The sequence below is a fragment of the Haloleucobacter albus genome (assembly GCF_052492075.1).
This window is the reverse complement of the sequence record NZ_JBQWAS010000028.1, coordinates 405,402-421,965: the sequence shown is the minus strand read 5'-3', so window position 1 is coordinate 421,965 and position 16,564 is coordinate 405,402. Positions and strand designations below refer to the sequence as shown.

13 protein-coding genes are annotated in these 16,564 nt (G+C 62.2%); 7 read left to right on the top strand and 6 right to left on the bottom strand.

Features of this window, described 5'->3' with window-relative positions; genetic code table 11:
- Positions 1–93 precede the first annotated feature (93 nt).
- On the bottom strand, positions 94–1,377 hold the full coding sequence (gene hemA / locus ACT6QH_RS11840) for a 5-aminolevulinate synthase (RefSeq protein WP_444975024.1): 1,284 nt from the start codon (positions 1,375–1,377) through the stop codon (positions 94–96).
- Positions 1,378–2,122: 745 nt separating this feature from the next.
- Here hemA and ACT6QH_RS11835 point away from each other — a divergent pair.
- On the top strand, positions 2,123–3,253 hold the full coding sequence (locus ACT6QH_RS11835) for a type III PLP-dependent enzyme (RefSeq protein ID WP_444975023.1): 1,131 nt from the start codon (positions 2,123–2,125) through the stop codon (positions 3,251–3,253).
- A 298-nt stretch (positions 3,254–3,551) separates the two neighbouring features.
- Positions 3,552–4,106, top strand: a complete 555-nt coding sequence (locus ACT6QH_RS11830) for a GNAT family N-acetyltransferase (RefSeq protein ID WP_444975022.1) — start codon at positions 3,552–3,554, stop codon at positions 4,104–4,106.
- Positions 4,107–4,205: 99 nt separating this feature from the next.
- Here the strand turns inward: ACT6QH_RS11830 and ACT6QH_RS11825 are convergent, their stop codons facing one another.
- Complete coding sequence (locus tag ACT6QH_RS11825; RefSeq protein WP_444975021.1) at positions 4,206–4,856, bottom strand: glutathione S-transferase family protein; 651 nt, start codon at positions 4,854–4,856, stop codon at positions 4,206–4,208.
- 396 nt (positions 4,857–5,252) lie between these two features.
- On the opposite strand from ACT6QH_RS11825, the gene ACT6QH_RS11820 reads away from it, so the two are divergent.
- Positions 5,253–6,479 carry a polyhydroxyalkanoate depolymerase gene (locus ACT6QH_RS11820; protein WP_444975020.1) on the top strand — a complete coding sequence of 409 codons (1,227 nt, stop codon included), beginning with the start codon at positions 5,253–5,255 and terminating at the stop codon, positions 6,477–6,479.
- A 98-nt stretch (positions 6,480–6,577) separates the two neighbouring features.
- On the opposite strand, the gene ACT6QH_RS11815 is transcribed toward ACT6QH_RS11820, so the two are convergent.
- From ACT6QH_RS11815 to ACT6QH_RS11805, 3 genes are all read right to left on the bottom strand, one after another.
- The gene (locus ACT6QH_RS11815) at positions 6,578–7,735 is read right to left on the bottom strand and encodes a patatin-like phospholipase family protein (RefSeq protein WP_444975019.1); all 1,158 of its coding nucleotides are present in this window, start codon (positions 7,733–7,735) and stop codon (positions 6,578–6,580) included.
- A gap of 71 nt (positions 7,736–7,806) precedes the next feature.
- Positions 7,807–8,556 carry an acetoacetate decarboxylase gene (locus tag ACT6QH_RS11810; RefSeq protein WP_444975018.1) on the bottom strand — a complete coding sequence of 250 codons (750 nt, stop codon included), beginning with the start codon at positions 8,554–8,556 and terminating at the stop codon, positions 7,807–7,809.
- A 131-nt stretch (positions 8,557–8,687) separates the two neighbouring features.
- On the bottom strand, positions 8,688–9,686 hold the full coding sequence (locus tag ACT6QH_RS11805; RefSeq protein ID WP_444975017.1) for a WD40 repeat domain-containing protein: 999 nt from the start codon (positions 9,684–9,686) through the stop codon (positions 8,688–8,690).
- Positions 9,687–9,859: 173 nt separating this feature from the next.
- On the opposite strand from ACT6QH_RS11805, the gene hrpB reads away from it, so the two are divergent.
- The gene (gene hrpB / locus ACT6QH_RS11800) at positions 9,860–12,349 is read left to right on the top strand and encodes an ATP-dependent helicase HrpB (RefSeq protein WP_444975016.1); all 2,490 of its coding nucleotides are present in this window, start codon (positions 9,860–9,862) and stop codon (positions 12,347–12,349) included.
- A gap of 31 nt (positions 12,350–12,380) precedes the next feature.
- Here hrpB and ACT6QH_RS11795 read toward each other — a convergent pair whose 3' ends face one another.
- On the bottom strand, positions 12,381–12,779 hold the full coding sequence (locus ACT6QH_RS11795; RefSeq protein ID WP_444975015.1) for an acyl-CoA thioesterase: 399 nt from the start codon (positions 12,777–12,779) through the stop codon (positions 12,381–12,383).
- Between the two features lie 521 nt (positions 12,780–13,300).
- On the opposite strand from ACT6QH_RS11795, the gene ACT6QH_RS11790 reads away from it, so the two are divergent.
- The 3 genes from ACT6QH_RS11790 (at position 13,301) to ACT6QH_RS11780 (ending at position 16,554) form a co-directional block, all read left to right on the top strand.
- Positions 13,301–14,578 carry a D-alanyl-D-alanine carboxypeptidase family protein gene (locus ACT6QH_RS11790; protein WP_444975014.1) on the top strand — a complete coding sequence of 426 codons (1,278 nt, stop codon included), beginning with the start codon at positions 13,301–13,303 and terminating at the stop codon, positions 14,576–14,578.
- 175 nt (positions 14,579–14,753) lie between these two features.
- Positions 14,754–15,890, top strand: coding sequence for a CobW family GTP-binding protein (locus tag ACT6QH_RS11785; protein ID WP_444975013.1), 1,137 nt, complete (start codon positions 14,754–14,756; stop codon positions 15,888–15,890).
- Between the two features lie 103 nt (positions 15,891–15,993).
- A complete protein-coding gene (locus ACT6QH_RS11780; RefSeq protein WP_444975012.1) occupies positions 15,994–16,554 on the top strand; it encodes a DUF924 family protein in 561 nt (186 codons plus the stop codon).
- Positions 16,555–16,564 lie beyond the last annotated feature (10 nt).

Sequence of the window (16,564 nt, the reverse complement as noted above, 5' to 3'; positions counted from 1 at the left end):
TGGGCTTGTGTGCGGAGATGAGGTGTGTGGCCCAAAGAAAATGCCCCGGCTTTGGGCCGGGGCATTTCAAAGGTCATTCATGAGAAACCGGGTTCAGCCACCGGCTACGGGCACCGGAATGGGGGCCGGGCCGAGAGCCACACGGCGAGACTTGCTTTCCTTGGCCATACGGTCGGCATAGGGCAGTTCCAGCCGCTCCCACACATCGCTCAGCGCCTGAACCAGATGGGCGATCAATGCGTCATCATGGAAGGGGGTGGGGGTGATGCGCAGCCGCTCTGTTCCGCGTGGCACTGTGGGGTAATTGATGGGCTGAATATAGATGCCATATTCCGCCAGCAGCAGATCAGAGGCCATCTTGCAGGCTTTTGCATCGCCCACCATGACGGGAATGATATGGGTGGGCGTGTCCATCTGAGGCAGGCCGGCAGCGGCGAGCGCCGCCTTGGTCTTGGTGACCTGTGCGCGCTGGCCCTCACGTTCGCTCTGCGATGCCTTGAGGTGGCGCACGGAAGCGGTGGCCGCAGCGGAAATGGCCGGGGGCAGGGCCGTGGTGAAGATGAAGCCCGGCGCATAGGAGCGCACGGCATCAATCATCGCGCGCTTGCCGGTGATATAGCCGCCGATCACGCCGAAGGCCTTGCCCAGCGTGCCTTCGATCACATCCACCCGGTCCATCACGCCATCGCGTTCGGCGACGCCGCCGCCGCGCGCGCCATACATGCCCACGGCATGGACCTCGTCCAGATAGGTCATGGCACCATAACGCTCAGCGAGATCGCAGATTTCCTTGATGGGGGCGATATCGCCATCCATGGAATAGACGCTCTCGAAGGCGATCAGCTTGGGTCGGTCGCCGATCGTCTTGAGGATCTCTTCCAGATGTTCCAGATCATTGTGGCGGAAGATGAACTTCTGCCGGCCGCCCTGTCGAACGCCCTCGATCATGGAATTGTGGTTGAGTTCATCAGAGATCACCACGCAATCGGGAATGAGCTTCACGATGGTGGAAATACCGGTGGCGTTGGAAATATAGCCGGAGGTGAAAACCAGGCCGGCTTCCTTGCCATGCAGATCGGCCAGTTCGCGCTCCAGCATCACGATTTCATGGCTGTTGCCGGAGATGTTGCGCGTGCCGCCTGCGCCTGCGCCGCGGGCGCGTGCTGTTTCGCACATGGCGTTCACCACATCAGGGTGGCTTCCCATGCCGAGATAATCATTGGAGCACCACACCACGATATCGCGTGGGCCGCCGGGAGAATGCCAGACTGCGCGGGGAAAATGAGAGGCGTCGCGCTCAATCTGGGCGAAGGTGCGATAGCGGCGCTCTTTGCGCAATGCGTCAATGGCGTCGGTAAAGAAATGATCGTAATTCATTCCGGTCCCTACAGGCGGGGCGGATCGGGTGGGCGATCCGAACTTTTTCTAATCCTATTCTGTTCGTACATTGCGACGGAGAAGAACAGTAATCAAGTGCCAGAAGGGGTGCGCGGCGATCCGGCGCGGTTGATTTTGCCGGCTGCATACGGTTGGGGGGCGGATTGCTGCTTTTATGGACTTTTGCCTCTTGCATCGCCATGGCGAATCCCTTACATAAGCGGCTGCCCAATTTCGCACGTGCCTGTGGTTGCGTGTCGATCGGTGGGGACTCCGGTTTAAAGACCGGAAAGCCGCCAGGACGATCGATAGCCGGAGGGAACCGGCCCACCCCGCTCCTCAATGCGGGGGACGTGACTTGAAGCAACGACGTAAGGGCTTTTTTGGTCTCAGTGGCCCCTCCAAAGGGCTGCGGTACTGAAGAGGCATTACATCTTGCCGGCCGTGCGGAGCGGGAATTTCCTTCTCCAAACGTGCGCAGTTCAATCGCAAGGCTCGCCCTGAAGGTCGAGCCGGGCGAGTGCTCTGCTGTCGGTGCCATGATGCGGCCGGTTGAAAGACCGGCGAAGCGGGCATGGCTCATGGACTTTCCAGGCGTCTCCACATCGTCGGAAAGCGTGGGTGCATGTCCCGGATGAGAGAAAGCCGCCGCCGCATGGATTATGGCGCGGGCCATCTCATCTGTCCCTGTCGGCGCACGGCCATGCCGTGCATCACTCGGCTTCAGGTCACGGGGGAGGATACCATGACCGATCGCATCCGCGAATTCCTGCGTAACCGACGTGAAGATGGCCCCTGCGTGGTGGTTGATCTCGACGTTGTGCGCTCCAATTACCGCGCTTTTGCGCGCGCTCTGCCCGATACCCGCGTTTTCTATGCGGTGAAGGCCAATCCTGACGCTTTCATTCTCCAGACTCTGGAAGAGCTGGGTTCCTGCTTCGATTGCGCCTCCGTGCAGGAAATCGAGATGGTGCTGGCCACAGGTGCTGGCGCCGAGCGCATCTCCTATGGCAACACCATCAAGAAGGAGCGTGATATTGCGCGCGCCTACAAGTTGGGTGTGCGCCTGTTCGCGGTGGATAGCCGCGAGGAAGTGGAGAAGGTCGCCCGTGTCGCGCCGGGCGCGAAGGTGTTCTGCCGCATCCTGTGCGATGGGGCGGGCGCTGAATGGCCGCTCTCCCGCAAGTTCGGCTGCGAGCCGGAGATGGCGGTTGATGTGCTGGAGCACGCCCATCGTCTTGGCCTGACGGCTTATGGCGTTTCCTTCCATGTTGGCTCCCAGCAGAAGAATGTGGAGGCTTGGGATGGGGCGCTGGCTTCGGCGGCTGCCATTTTCCGGGAATGCGCTGAGCGGGGCATTGCCCTGTCCATGGTGAATCTGGGCGGCGGCTTTCCGACCCGTTACCTGCATGATGTGCCGGCGGCTTCTGCTTATGGCGAGGCCATTTTCTGCGCGCTGCGCAAGCATTTCGGCAACCGCATTCCCGAAACCATCATGGAGCCGGGGCGCGGCATGGTCGGCAATGCCGGGCTGATTGAGGCCGAGGTGGTGCTGATCTCCCGCAAGTCGGAAGGCGAGGCGCTGCGCTGGGTGTATCTGGATATCGGCAAGTTCGGTGGTCTGGCCGAGACGATGGACGAATCCATCCGCTATCCGCTGCGCACTCCGCGTGACGGGGACAATACCGCACCTTGCGTGCTCGCCGGCCCGACCTGCGATTCCGCTGATGTGCTGTATGAAAAGACCCCGGTGGAACTGCCGCTTTCGCTTGCCATCGGTGACAAGATTCTCATCGAGGCGTGCGGTGCGTACACCACCACCTATTCGGCCGTGGCCTTCAATGGCTTCCCGCCGCTGAAGTCCTACGTTATCTGAACGCGTCGGCTGCATTGGGCTGCCGGTCTGGCTGAAACGGGAACGGCACGGCAGACGTCGTGCCGGGAGAGCGTGATTGTGCGCCCGTTTCATGCTGCGTCTGTTCTTCCGGCACCGGCTTGCCGTCCGGAGGCATGAGGAGGGGGATGCCCCCTCGTCTTCCGCACCCTGTTTCTGAACCGTTTCGGCTGCTGTGCCTCGTGTGAGGTCGCTGGCTGTCGCGCGCTTTTGCGCCTGCGGGCCGGAGCAGGGGTTTTCATATCTCGGATCGGGCACAAGGTGCCCACGGGAGTTGTCGATGACAGACATCGTTCTGGAAGCCGTGGAAGATCTGGCCGCTCGCGAAGCCCTGCTGGATTTGTGCATGGGCGAGGGGCGGCGGGCTAAAGCCTCCGAGCGTTTGCGTGAAGGGCGTTTGCCTGCGGAAGGGTTGGCTTTTGCAGCCCATGGACCGGATGGGCGCCTTGCAGGCACTGTGCGGCTTTGGCACGTTTCGGCTGGCGCGGCGCGCCCGGCGCTGCTGCTGGGGCCGCTGGCTGTCCATCCCTGGTTTCGCGCCGGAGGATTGGGCGGGGCTTTGATGCGTACGGCTATCGAGGCGGCACGTCAGCTTGGCCATGACGCTATTTTGCTGGTGGGTGATGAGGCTTATTACCAGCGCTTTGGCTTTTCTGCCGCACGTACCGGAGCCCTGTGGATGCCGGGGGTGTATGAACAGCATCGCCTGTTGGGGCTGGAGCTGAAAGCCGATGCCCTGCTGGGCGCGCGCGGGCTCATCAGCCCCACCGGGCTGGAAGTGGCGCGCCCGTCTCTGGCGGATCTGATCGCCGGGGAGTTCCGTCAGTCCGCCTGAACAGGCGTTCAGGGGGGGGCAAACATTGGGGGCGGCGGGGCAGTAGCAAGCCTGCCGCATCCCATCAGGCGGAGCCGTTGGGGTGTCAGGATTTCAGGTTCAGAACTCGACGTCGAGTTCTTCAAGATCGTCCGGCTCGGACAGGGCGCCGGCAATCCACTCCTGCATGGCGGGGTGGGCCATTACCCTGTCGCGATAGGCGGCGCATGCCTCGTCCAGCGGCACGTCATATGTCGTGAAGCGTGAGCAGACCGGCGCATACATGGCATCTGCCAGTGTGGGACGGTTGCCCATGAGATAGGGGCCGCCATGGGCCGCAAAGCAGCCGCGCCAGATGGCGGCGATGCGGTCAATATCCGCCTGTGCCCCCAACCACACCTTGAAGCCGGGATAGTGGGCCTTGATGTTCATGGGCAAAGCCGAGCGCAGATTGGCGAAGCCGGAATGCATCTCTCCCGAAATGGAGAGGCAGTGGGCGCGGGCGGCGCGATCTTCTGGCAGAAGGCGGGCTTGCGGAAACAGCTCGTTGAGAAACAGCGCGATAGCAAGCGTGTCCCACACCGTCACATCTTCATGGGTGAGGCGGGGCACCAGAAAGGAAGGGGAGAGCAGCAGCAGTTCTGCCCGAACGCCCGGATCATCCGCTGGCACCTGTTCTTCCCGGAAAGGCAGGCCGGCCATCTTGCACAGAAGCCAGCCCCGCAAGGACCAGGAGGAGTAGTTCTTGCTGGAGATGGTGAGTGTTGCCATATCGCCTGCTCCCTGGCTTCGCGGCTTGTCGCCGGATACTTTCATGGTGGAAAGTGGTTTTGCCGTCCGCCCTTCTGATTATCGCCAGAATAGGGCTGCGAAGAAGATGAATATATAGGCAGTCGTGCCTTTTGTTTCGGCGGCACAGTATGTTGCAATGCGCCATCCGGCGTCTCAATATCCATTATTGTTACAATTTCAGCGGGGCTGAAGCAACAGTTGCAGCAATTGGGGGTAACATCTTGACGTTCCAGCACTGTGGGCCAGCAGCCCCTGCGGAACAGGAGGGAATGATGGCTTGGCCATATGTGCAGATCCTTTCTTTCGGCAGCCCCTTGGGGGCCGCCATTTTCCGCGGGCGTTTCGCCCTGTGCTCACAGCCATGACAGGTTGCTCATGATGTATCAGGCATATCAGGCTCAGGCCGATCTCATGGAGCCGGTGCGCGCATGTGCAGGGCTGGTGCGGCAGACACTGAGCGGCCCCATCTTCAATGCGCAGGCCCGCCCTGCTCTGCGCCCGCTGGCGGCCGCCTGCGAGATGGTGGAGCGCGCCGGCCTCAGCCATGGCCGCCCGGATTTCGGCATTCGCACCGTGGAGGTGGGGGAGAGCGGGGCCGAGGTCGCGGTGACCGAGGAGAAAGTCGCGACCCTGCCTTTCGCCACCCTTCTGCGCTTTCGGAAGGAGGCGGATCTGCCGCCGCAACCTCGGGTGCTGGTGGTGGCCCCGCTTTCCGGCCATTTTTCCACGCTGCTGGTCAATACGGTCAAGGTGCTGCTGCCCGACAATGATGTTTACATCACGGACTGGCACAATGCCCGTGATGTACCCCTCTCCGATGGCCGCTTTGGCTTTGATGATTATGTGGAGCACGTCATCCGCTGTCTGGAAGTTCTGGGGCCGGGCGCGCACATTCTGGCGGTGTGCCAGCCCTGCGTGCAGGCTCTGGTGGCCACGGCGGTGATGGCGGAAGAGGAAAATCCGGCGACGCCTGCCTCCATGACGCTGATGGCCGGGCCGATTGATTGCCGCATCAACCCCACGGCCGTGAACAAGCTGGCCACCACCAAGCCGATGAGCTGGTTTGAGCGCAATCTGATTTCACGGGTGCCGCGTGGTTTCGCCGGTTCCGGGCGGCGGGTCTATCCCGGCTTCATGCAGCTCACAGCCTTTGTGAACATGAATATGAGCCGTCATCTGAAGGCGCATCTGGATTTATATTACAGTCTGGCAGAAGGCGATTGGGAGCAGGCACAGACCACGAAGCATTTCTATGATGAGTATTTCGCGGTTCTCGATATGGATGCGGATTTCTACCTGCAAACCGTGAAATATGTTTTTCAGGATTATCTGCTGCCGAAGGGCGCGCTGACCTATCGGGGCCGGCCGCTGGATTTCGGGGCTATCCGTCGCACGGCTTTGCTGACGGTGGAGGGGGAGCGGGACGATATCTGCTCCATCGGCCAGACCATGGCTGCACATGATTTGTGCGCGAATATCCGCCCGCACCGCAAGCGCCACCATATGCAGGCGGGGGTGGGGCATTATGGGGTATTTTCTGGCCGCAAATGGGCGGGGCAGGTCTATCCCATCGTGCGCAATCACATTCTTGCGTCAGACTGAACTAGCCGGATATGAAGTGAACATGAAAAGGCCCGCGGCACAGATTTGCCGCGGGCCTTTTCATATGTATCGGAACACGCCCCGCGCTGGGGCGCGGATCACTCCGCTATGCGGTGAATATCGTGAACCGCAATCTGGATGGAATCATCCGGCTTTTGCAGCCAGTTGCGCTGACGCAGGGTTTTCACCGTGTCTTCATAGCCGGTGCGCCAATGGTCCCGCATTGAGGCGAGAGAGAACTCATAGTCCTTGTAATCGCGCTCATAGGTTTTTTCCTGATAAATCAGGTGGCAGATATTGACCGGCCCGGAGGTGGAGTAATCCTTCATCAGATCTCGATCCGCCTGGGTCAGCTGGTCTGCCGGTACACGCTGAAGCGCATCATACAGCTTGTTGCGCAGCTCCTGCACCCGGCGGAATACATCCGTCGTGTAGCGGGTGCGGCTGGAATAGCCGATATCCTTCTGCCGTTCCGCCACATCGAACATGTCGCGTGGCAGCGGGCCATGGGCGCTGAACAGATCAACCTGGAACACCAGCGCGCTGGGGTGATCGGGCTGATCCAGCAGGAACTGAAGCGGGGTGTTGGAAACCACGCCGCCATCCCAGTAATATTCACCATCAATCTTTACTGCGGGGAAGCCGGGCGGCAGCGCGCCGGAGGCCATGATGTGCTCCGGCTCGATGGTGTCTACCTTATTGTCGAAATAGATGAAGTTGCCTGTGCGCACATTCACCGCGCCAACCGAGAAGCGCTTCTCGTTGGAGTTGATGAGATCGAAATCCACCAGCTTCAGCAAGGTCTCGCGCAGGGGCGAGGTGTCGTAGAAGGAGGTTGCGCCGGTTGCGCCGCTGGGTTGAAGCCAGGGGTTGGGAACGCGCGGCTGGAAGAAGCCGGGCTGGCCGCGCATGATGGTCATGGCGGCGCTGAACTGGTTGCGCCACTGGCGGAAAATATCACCTTCCGGGGTCCAGACCATGCCCTTGTTGCCGGAGATGGTTTCCCAGAATTCGCGCAGACGCTGCACGCGCAGGGCGGGCGGGTTGCCGGCAATGATGGCTGAATTGATCGCGCCGATAGAGACGCCGGAAATCCAGTTTGGCTCGCAGCCGGCTTCGGAAAGCGCCTCATACACGCCGGCCTGATAGGCGCCAAGCGCACCGCCGCCCTGAAACACAAGGGCAATGCGCTCATAATCCTTGGTGATGTCGCACAGATCAGGGGGCAGTTCCCAGGCATTTGAAGACATGGTCATCTTCTCTCTTTTTGGGGCGGCTTTGCTCGGGTGGAATGAAAGCGTGGGAGCAGCGCCCCCACGCAAGATCATCACGCCTGCTCGTCTTTCAGATAGTCATACACCACCGTGCCGAGGCCGAGGGTAATGTCGGCCTTCAGATGCACGGCAGAGAGCACTTCAAGAACCGGCAATTGGGCCACTGTGCACAGGGCGTGGGGAAACAGCCCCAAGGCGGCCGGGCCCACCCAGCATTCCTTCAGCGTCACGTCTTCCATGTAATACTGCACCAGCTCGCACACGCGCGCAGAGCCATCGACATGGGGGATGATCTTCAGCAAGAAGGCGGGCTCAGCCAGAGAAGCGAGCACGGCTTCCCGGTCTGCGGCCACATGCTTGTAGCCCATGGTGGCGGAGGCGCACAGCACGCTGCCATAATGCAGGGAGCCGACCAGCGTATCCTTCTCGACCTGAAGACGCGGCCGCGCGAACTTCTTGGGGAAGCCCCACAATTCACGCCCACCGGCAATGGGGGCCTCATCGTCCAGATACATGCCCAGCACATAACCGCCCTTCACGCCATTCAGCGTGACGGGAACGACCTGCCCGGTTTCGGTGTAATCACCAAAGCCGGTGGAATCGGGCATGCGGATGAACTCATACTTGACGATGGGTTCATCAAATTTCATCGGCTCGGGCACCACCTTCTCCAGCGCGGCGGGGTCCGTGCGATAGGTGATGGTGAAAAACTCCCGATCAAAGAAGCGATATGGCCCCTTGGGGAAGGAAGGGCTTGTCAGCGGCATGGAATAGGCTGAACGACGGACGTCTTCGATCTTCATGAGAGGCAGATCTCCAGTCGAGCGTGACGGGGGCTGATACAGTATCGCTGCTCCGCGAAAGGGGCGTGTACGTGGGAACCCACCCCAAGACTGCACAAGCCTTTATGTAGCGCATGTTTATCGCAATGCAATCAGAAGGTGAGAATGCCTGCGCCGCCCTTGACGGACGCGAAGGACAGCGCCCCTCCGGCGGTGTGCCAGCCCATGGCGTTCACGGCTGCGCCATCGGGCGCGCGCAGCAGAATTTCAGCGCCATCGGCAATACGCGCCATCATCACCATGCCGTCATCATAACCCATGGCCACCACAGGGTCTTTGGGGTGCGGCGCCACGCAGCTCACCCGTGCTGAAGGAGAAGGGGCCAGCATGGTGGGCTGTTTGCCCATCGGCCCATCCTTGGATTGGAACGGCCAGAGAATGGCCTCGCCCGAGCCGGATGATGCCAGCCATTTTCCATCGGCAGTAAAAGCGAAGGAGCGGACGCGTGAAGGGTAGCCCTTCATGCGCATATGCGCGCCATCCACCACCCGCCAGCCATGAAGCGCAGGCTCTTGCATGGAAGAGACGACGAAGCGCCCATCCGGCGAGAACTGCACGCCAAGATGTGAGCCCTTCCATTCCAGCTTCTCCGGCTTGGCCCCCGGCGCATTGGGAAACCACAGGGTCACACCGCCATAATGCGCAATCGCCAGACGCAGGCCCTTGGGCGCGAAGGCCAGCCCTCCCACGGTGGAGGGGGCGTCGAAGCTCTTGATCGCACCCTTGCCGTCGCGCACGAAGGCGGTCTTGCCGGCAGACCAGGCCCGCGCCCCGGAGGGGCCAAAGGCGATGCGATCAATCCATTTGTGCTTGTGCTCGGAGAGGGGCTCGCTGTCCCCGCTTTCCCGCGTTTCCACCACGCGGCCATCATCGCCGCCGCTCAGCAGGCGACCATCTTCCATGATGGCGGAGAGAATGGCCCCTTCATGCAACTGCATGCGGCGGATTTCGGCATTCTCGTTCACCAGAAGCAGTTCGCCATCCGCGCTCACAAAGGCCGGAGTGTCGCCCAGAAAGCCGGCCGTGATGATCTCGGCATCAAGGGCGAGGGTGTGAACCTTGTCGGTGAGGCTGGATGGGGCGGAGGTCATTGCGACGCAACTTTCCGGCTGAAGGAGAGGAAAGCATGTATGTAGGCTGCCGGTCGCAAATGCGATAGGCGCGGTGCGGAAAAGTCTTCCACCTCACCAGATGGCCTGCGCCCGCCATGGCCTGATATAGAGGCGCCAGCCTTTCTTTCCGCCCGCCATGATCGCCAGCTTGCATGACTGACACACCCTCCTTCGATGCCGCCTTGCCCATTGATGCTGTTCTGCCGCAGCTTCAGTCCCTGCTGGCCTGCGGCTCCTGCGCCGTGCTGGTTGCGCCGCCCGGTGCGGGCAAGACCACGCGGGTGCCGCTGGCCCTGCTGCATGAGGCATGGGTGGCGGGCCGTCGCATTCTCATGCTGGAGCCGCGTCGTCTGGCTGCCCGTGCCGCCGCGCACCGCATGGCGCAGACACTGGGCGAGCGTGTGGGCGAGACGGTGGGCTATCGCGTGCGGCTGAAAGCCGAGGTGTCGCGTCGCACCCGCATCGAGGTGGTCACGGAAGGGGTCTTCACCCGTATGGTGTTGGATGATCCTGAACTATCGGGTGTCGCCGCCGTGCTGTTCGACGAGTTCCATGAACGCAGTCTGGATGCTGATCTTGGCCTCGCACTGGCGCTGGATACGCAACGCGGGCTGAGGGAGGATCTGCGGCTTCTGGCTATGTCGGCCACGCTGGATGGTGCGCGGGTGGCGGCCCTGATGGGGGAAGACGCGCCGGCCCCGGTTCTGGAAAGTGCAGGGCGGGCCTTTCCGGTTGAAACGCACTATCTGGGGCGCGATGCCCGTGCGCCAATCGCCCCGCAGGTGTCGGAGGCGGTGGTGCGGGCTCTGACGCATGAAAAAGGCTCTGTGCTGGCCTTTCTGCCGGGGGCGGGTGAAATTCGCAGGGCGGAAGATCTGCTGCGCAATAGTGTGCGAGATTCCTCGATTGACATCGTGCCCCTGTATGGCGCGCTGGATCAGGCCCAGCAGGACAGGGCCGTTCTGCCCACCCCGGCCGGGCGGCGCAAGGTGGTGCTGGCCACCTCCATTGCCGAAACCTCTCTCACCATTGAAGGTGTGCGGGTGGTGGTGGATAGCGGCCTGGCCCGCGTGCCGCGCTATGAGCCTGATGTGGGGCTGACACGGCTGGAAACCGTGCGCGTCTCGCGGGCCAGCGCAGACCAGCGCCGGGGTCGCGCCGGGCGGACTGAACCTGGCGTTTGCTACCGGCTGTGGCATGAGGGGGAGACGGCCAGCCTGCCGCCCTTCGCCACGCCGGAAATTCTGGCGGCGGATCTCACCGGGCTGGTGCTGGATCTGGCCCGTGTGGGCGTGCGTGAGCCGGTCGCCCTGCCTTTTCTTGATCCGCCGCCCGCGCCTGCCGTGGCTGAGGCGAAGGCTCTGCTGTGTCTGCTGGGAGCCCTGGATGAAGAGGGCGGCGTGACGGAACTGGGTGCGCGCATGGCGCGCCTGCCTTTGCCGCCGCGTCTGGCCCATATGGTGGTGATGGGCGCGCGCCGGGGCAGGGGGGCGCTGGCTGCCAATATCGCAGCCTTGTTGACCGAGCGCGGTCTGGGCGGCGAGAGCGTGGATTTGCTGCATCGCCTCGACGGGTTCCTGCGTGATCGTTCCCGCCGGGCGGAAGATGCACGTCGTCTGGCTGCTCGCTGGGCTGAAACGGCAGAACGGGGCGTGACGCCGGCGCGGGAAGAGATGTCTCCCGCTGCCCTTCTGGCCCTTGCCTTTCCGGATCGGGTGGCGAAGGCGCGTGGAGATGGTGCGCGCTTTCTTCTGGCTAATGGACGCGGTGGGGTGATGGACCCGGCGGTGGGCCTTGCACGCGCGCCTTTTCTGGCGGTGGCCGAAATCTCCGGCAAGGCGGAGGCTGCGCGCATCACGCTTGCGGCGGCCCTGACGGTGGAGGAACTGGAGAGCCTGTTTGAGGACCAGATTCAGGCCGGTCACGATGTGAGCTTCGATCGGCAGGCCGCAGCCATGCGGGCGCGTGAAGTGCGCCGGCTTGGCGCTCTTCAGCTGGCCAGCCGCCCCTGCAAGCTGGAGGCGGACAGCGAAACGGCGCGGCTGCTGGCACAGGGCATTGCAGCGCTGGGGCTTGAACGCCTGCCCTGGAGCCCGGCGCTGAAGCAGTGGCGGGAGCGGGTGATGTTTCTGCGTGCTGCGGAGGGTGGGGTCTGGCCGGATCTCACCGACAACACCCTCGTCGCTACGGTGGAGACATGGCTCGCCCCTTTTATCGAGGGGGAAACGGCGCTGTCCTCAATCGGGGCTGAGCAGGTCTCCAATGCCCTGCGCAGCCTGTTGCCTTATGAGTTGGGCCGCCGGCTGGAAGAGGAGGCCCCCACCCATTTCACCGCGCCCACTGGCTCGCGTCTGCCGATAGATTATGGCGCGGAAGGCGGGCCGCAGGTGCAGGTGAGGGTGCAGGAGCTGTTTGGCCTGAACGAGCATCCGGCCATGGCGGGCGGGCGTGTGCCACTGACACTGGCTTTGCTTTCACCTGCCCGTCGCCCCATTCAGGTGACGCAGGATCTGCCGCAATTCTGGCGCGGCTCCTGGCGGGATGTGCGCGCCGAAATGCGCGGGCGCTATCCCAGGCATCCCTGGCCGGAAGACCCGGCAGAAGCCCCGCCCACCACACGCGCCAAGCCCAGAGGGACCTGACGGCGGGGTGGGCGTTGAGCCGGAGATGCGCTCAGGCACCTTCCGGCGGCAGCGGGCGGGGATGGCCCTTTTCATCCACGGCCACACAGGTGAAAACGGCCTGGGTCACCTTGATGGTTTCATCGGTGCCGCGATCCCGCCGCCAGGCGGCGACATCAATACGGATGGAGGTGCGCCCCACCTTTTCCACATTGGCGAACAGGCTTACTTCATCTCCCACATAAACAGGAGACAGGAAGCTGATGGCTTCCACCGAAGCCGTGACCGTGCGCCCCTTGGCGCGGCGGGCGGCCACGTTACCTGCGGCAAGGTCCATTTGAGACATCAGCCAGCCACCGAAAATATCGCCCGCCGCATTGGTGTCTGCCGGCATGGCGATGGTGCGGATGGCGGGGGCGCTTTCCGGCATCCTGGCTTTTGTGTCTTGCATCAGTTTTCTCCGAGTCCCGCCAGATTGAGAGCTCCTGACGGTGGGCGCAGCTTAGAACATTTCATGGCCGGGTGGTATCGGGGCAGGGGAGCATCTGTTGTGCGGTACGGCGTTTGTCCCGCCGGGCAGGGGTGCTTCGGCAATCTCAGGTTGTGTTTTGTGGAAAAGATACAATCAACGTGCTGAAATTTGATTCACCTCAGAGCCAAATGACGATTTTTCTGCTCATATATGTGCGTCCATGTCTTCTCGGGGCAGACAGGGCATGGATACCGGCTCCGCCTGGCTGTGTGGGCGGAGCCGGCCTTTTTCCCCGCATGCTGCTCTGATCTTCGGCGGCAGCCCTTTCTTCGGGAAGATTCCTGCAAGATGTATGGGCATGTCTGTTTCGGGCTGATGGGTTTTGCGCCAATTCGGCAAAATCAAGGCAATCAGCCGGTTGAAAATCGGGCCGGGCATGTGGTTGCGGCATGCCCTTTCACCTTTCCCGCAATTGCAAAAAGAGCTAAGAAGAAGGCCTCATGAACAGGGTGCCTCCTTTCATTACGGGAGCGGAACGGGTGTTGCGCGCGAAAACCTTCATATCCGCGTTCGCGAACGCATGGTCTCGTGGCTGGCGGAAAAGCGGGCCGGACCGCAGCCGCGCCGGGCGCCCTGCTCTGGCTTTGGCGGCGCTCGCAGGCGTTGTGGCTCTTGCGCCGCTGGCCGCGCAGGCCAACCCCATTCTTCTGGTGGAGGCTGAAACCGGCCGGGTGCTGGAGCAGAAGGATGCCGGCAAACCTTGGTATCCGGCCTCCGTCACCAAGCTGATGACTACCTATGTGGCGCTGCACGCTGTGAAAAGCGGGCGCCTCGCCATGGATACGCCCATCACCGTCTCCCGGAATGCCGCCTCGCAGCAACCTTCCAAGATGGGGTTCAAGCCCGGCACGAAAGTGACGCTGGAAGATGCCCTGAAGATGCTGATGGTGAAATCCGCCAATGATATCGCCGTGACGGTGGCGGAAGGGGTTGGCGGTTCGGAAGAGGAATTCGTCAGGGAGATGAACGCCGTGGCCCAGCATCTGGGCATGAGCGGCACGCATTTTGCCAACCCTCACGGATTGCCCAATCCCGGACAGGTGACGACCGCGCGCGATATGGCCCTTCTGGTGCGTGCGCTGATTTATCATTTCCCGGAATATGAAGGGCTGTTCCGCATCCCTTCCATCAAGATTGGTAACCGGGTATTGCGCAATTATAACCGCCTGATTGATCGCTATCCCGGCGCGGATGGCATGAAAACCGGCTTCATCTGTGATTCCGGCTTCAATCTGGTGGCCACGGCCACGCGCGGCAATCGCCGGTTGATTGCGGTGGTGTTCGGCTCTCATTCCGCCAAGGGGCGCAATGAGGATGCCGCCCTGCTGCTGGAAAAGGGCTTCCGCTCCGGGCCCAGCCTCTCCTTCTTCAGCACCACCTTGTCCAGCCTGCCCAATGAGGGGGGGCAGCCGGAAAGCATGCGGGCCGAAGTTTGTGGTGCCAAGCGCAACACTGTGGCCGCTGAAAATGAGGATGAACAGCCCGGCGGGCAAACGCTGGGGGGGCTTCTGTCCTTCAATGATCCGGGCTTGCCGGCTTCCGGCGCGGAATTGTTGCAGAAACTGCCCCCCTCCATGCCTCCGGTTCGGGTTTCTGCGGATACAAGCGGTGTGGCCGGTAAAAACACTGCACGCAGATCCTCCAACAAGAGCAGTTCTGACAAGCCGCGCGCGGCTGCCGGTGGAGCGCCCATTCCGCCTTCTCGTCCAGCTATCTGAGCGGAAGAATGGAGCATGCGCCCACAACTTCGCTGTTGTGGGCGTTTTCATGCCGGCTTTTCATGTCGGCATTTCAGGGCGGGGCCGTGTGCGGATGACGCCGCAGGGCAGCGCAAGACGATTTCTTCGTCCAAAGCGGTAGCCACTGCCTGCGCAAATGCTCTAGCTTGCCGGCATGTCTGGCGCAGATCCCAAGGCGGGGCCTCCGGCTCCCATTTCACTCACTGTTCTGACTGGCTTTCTCGGGGCGGGGAAGACCAGCCTGCTCAATCGCCTGCTGGCTGATCCGGCGCTGGCGGATACGGCCGTGCTCATCAATGAATTTGGTGAGATCGGGCTGGATCATCTGCTTGTCCGCACGGTGGAGGAGGGCGTGGTGCTGCTCTCTTCCGGCTGTCTGTGCTGCACGGTGCGGGGGGATCTGGTGGCGGCGCTGGAGGATCTGCTGCGCGGACGTGACAACAAGCGCCTGCCGCCTTTCACCCGTGTGGTGATCGAAACCACGGGGCTGGCAGATCCGGCCCCGGTGCTTCACACCATCATGACTCACCCCTATCTGGTGCTGCGTTATCGCCTGGATGGGGTGGTGTGTGTGGTGGATGCGGTGAATGGTGACGCCACGCTGGATGCCCATGCAGAAGCCGTCAAGCAGGTGGCCATGGCAGACCGCATCGTGCTGACCAAGACGGATCTTCTCGTCACGCCGGAAGAACAGGCGCAGGGGCGGGCCTTGCGTTACCGGCTGGAGCAACTGGCCCCCGGCGCCCGCATGCTGGATGCGGCGCAGGGCGAGGCCTCGGCCGATCAGTTGCTGAATGCCGGCCTGTATGACCCCACTGGCAAAAGCCCGGATGTGGCGCGATGGCTGGCGGATGAAGCCATTGCGGCGGCGCAGGAGACGGGTGATGCCTGTGCGCCACGCCATGATCCGAACAGGCATGATGCGCATATCCGCGCCTTCACTCTGGCGACGGATGCAGCCATCTCTCCAGCCACGCTGGATATGTTTCTGGATCTGGTGCGGGCGAACCACGGGGCCCATATGCTGCGGCTGAAGGGGATCGTGAAGATGAGTGATACGCCGGATCAGCCCATGGTTATCCATGGCGTACAGCATGTGATGCACCCGCCAGAGCGTTTGCCCGCCTGGCCGGATGAGGATCATCGTACCCGTCTGGTGATGATTGTGCGGGATCTGGAGCCGCGCCGGATCGCGGATCTGTTCAACGCCTTTCTGGGGATTCCGCGCATTGATGGACCGGACAAGGTGGCCTTGACGGAAAATCCGCTGGCCCCACCCGGCATGGGGTAGGGGGCCGCGCAGAGCCTTGTCGGAAACATTTGTTGTTGCCGGCAAACAGGTTGCTGGCAGGCATATGCGCCAACAACCGCACCAGAGCCAAAGGGAGAGATGCATGAGCACGCAGGCCGAGATTAATGCCGTTCTGGATTTCTGGCGCTCGGAGGGGCAGCAGAAATGGTTCGGAGGCGGGCCGGTGTTCGATGAAGAGGTGAAGAATCATCTTTTGTCGGCTTATGAGCGCGCCGTGGCCGGCGAACTGGATGATTGGCAGGATGCGCCGGAAAGCGCCGTTGCGCGGATCATTCTGCTGGATCAGGTGCCGCGTCATGTGTTTCGCGGCACGCCTCGCGCCTTTGCAACGGATATTCTCGCCCTTGCCGCAGCGGAATATGCGGTGGCCCGTGGGTTCGATCAGGCGCCGGCCGTGAATGCGCCGCCTTCATTGCGGGGCTTTTTCTATCTGCCCTTCATGCATGCAGAAAATGCGCGGGCGCAGGCCCGCTGTGTGGCTCTCTATGAGGCGTGGGGAGATGAAACCGGGCTGGAATTTGCACGTATTCATCAGGATGCGATCACCCGTTTTGGTCGCTTTCCCCATCGCAACCCCATTCTGGGGCGCACGACTACGCCGGAAGAACAGGCCTATCTGGATGGCGGCGGCTTCAGCGGCTGACGGGTGGTGG

Coding starts and splice junctions, on each gene's coding strand:
- hemA (WP_444975024.1), bottom strand. CDS start 1,377: ATGAATTACGATCATTTCTTTACCGACGCCATTGACGCATTGCGCAAA.
- ACT6QH_RS11835 (WP_444975023.1), top strand. CDS start 2,123: ATGACCGATCGCATCCGCGAATTCCTGCGTAACCGACGTGAAGATGGC.
- ACT6QH_RS11830 (WP_444975022.1), top strand. CDS start 3,552: ATGACAGACATCGTTCTGGAAGCCGTGGAAGATCTGGCCGCTCGCGAA.
- ACT6QH_RS11825 (WP_444975021.1), bottom strand. CDS start 4,856: ATGGCAACACTCACCATCTCCAGCAAGAACTACTCCTCCTGGTCCTTG.
- ACT6QH_RS11820 (WP_444975020.1), top strand. CDS start 5,253: ATGATGTATCAGGCATATCAGGCTCAGGCCGATCTCATGGAGCCGGTG.
- ACT6QH_RS11815 (WP_444975019.1), bottom strand. CDS start 7,735: ATGACCATGTCTTCAAATGCCTGGGAACTGCCCCCTGATCTGTGCGAC.
- ACT6QH_RS11810 (WP_444975018.1), bottom strand. CDS start 8,556: ATGAAGATCGAAGACGTCCGTCGTTCAGCCTATTCCATGCCGCTGACA.
- ACT6QH_RS11805 (WP_444975017.1), bottom strand. CDS start 9,686: ATGACCTCCGCCCCATCCAGCCTCACCGACAAGGTTCACACCCTCGCC.
- hrpB (WP_444975016.1), top strand. CDS start 9,860: ATGACTGACACACCCTCCTTCGATGCCGCCTTGCCCATTGATGCTGTT.
- ACT6QH_RS11795 (WP_444975015.1), bottom strand. CDS start 12,779: ATGCAAGACACAAAAGCCAGGATGCCGGAAAGCGCCCCCGCCATCCGC.
- ACT6QH_RS11790 (WP_444975014.1), top strand. CDS start 13,301: ATGAACAGGGTGCCTCCTTTCATTACGGGAGCGGAACGGGTGTTGCGC.
- ACT6QH_RS11785 (WP_444975013.1), top strand. CDS start 14,754: ATGTCTGGCGCAGATCCCAAGGCGGGGCCTCCGGCTCCCATTTCACTC.
- ACT6QH_RS11780 (WP_444975012.1), top strand. CDS start 15,994: ATGAGCACGCAGGCCGAGATTAATGCCGTTCTGGATTTCTGGCGCTCG.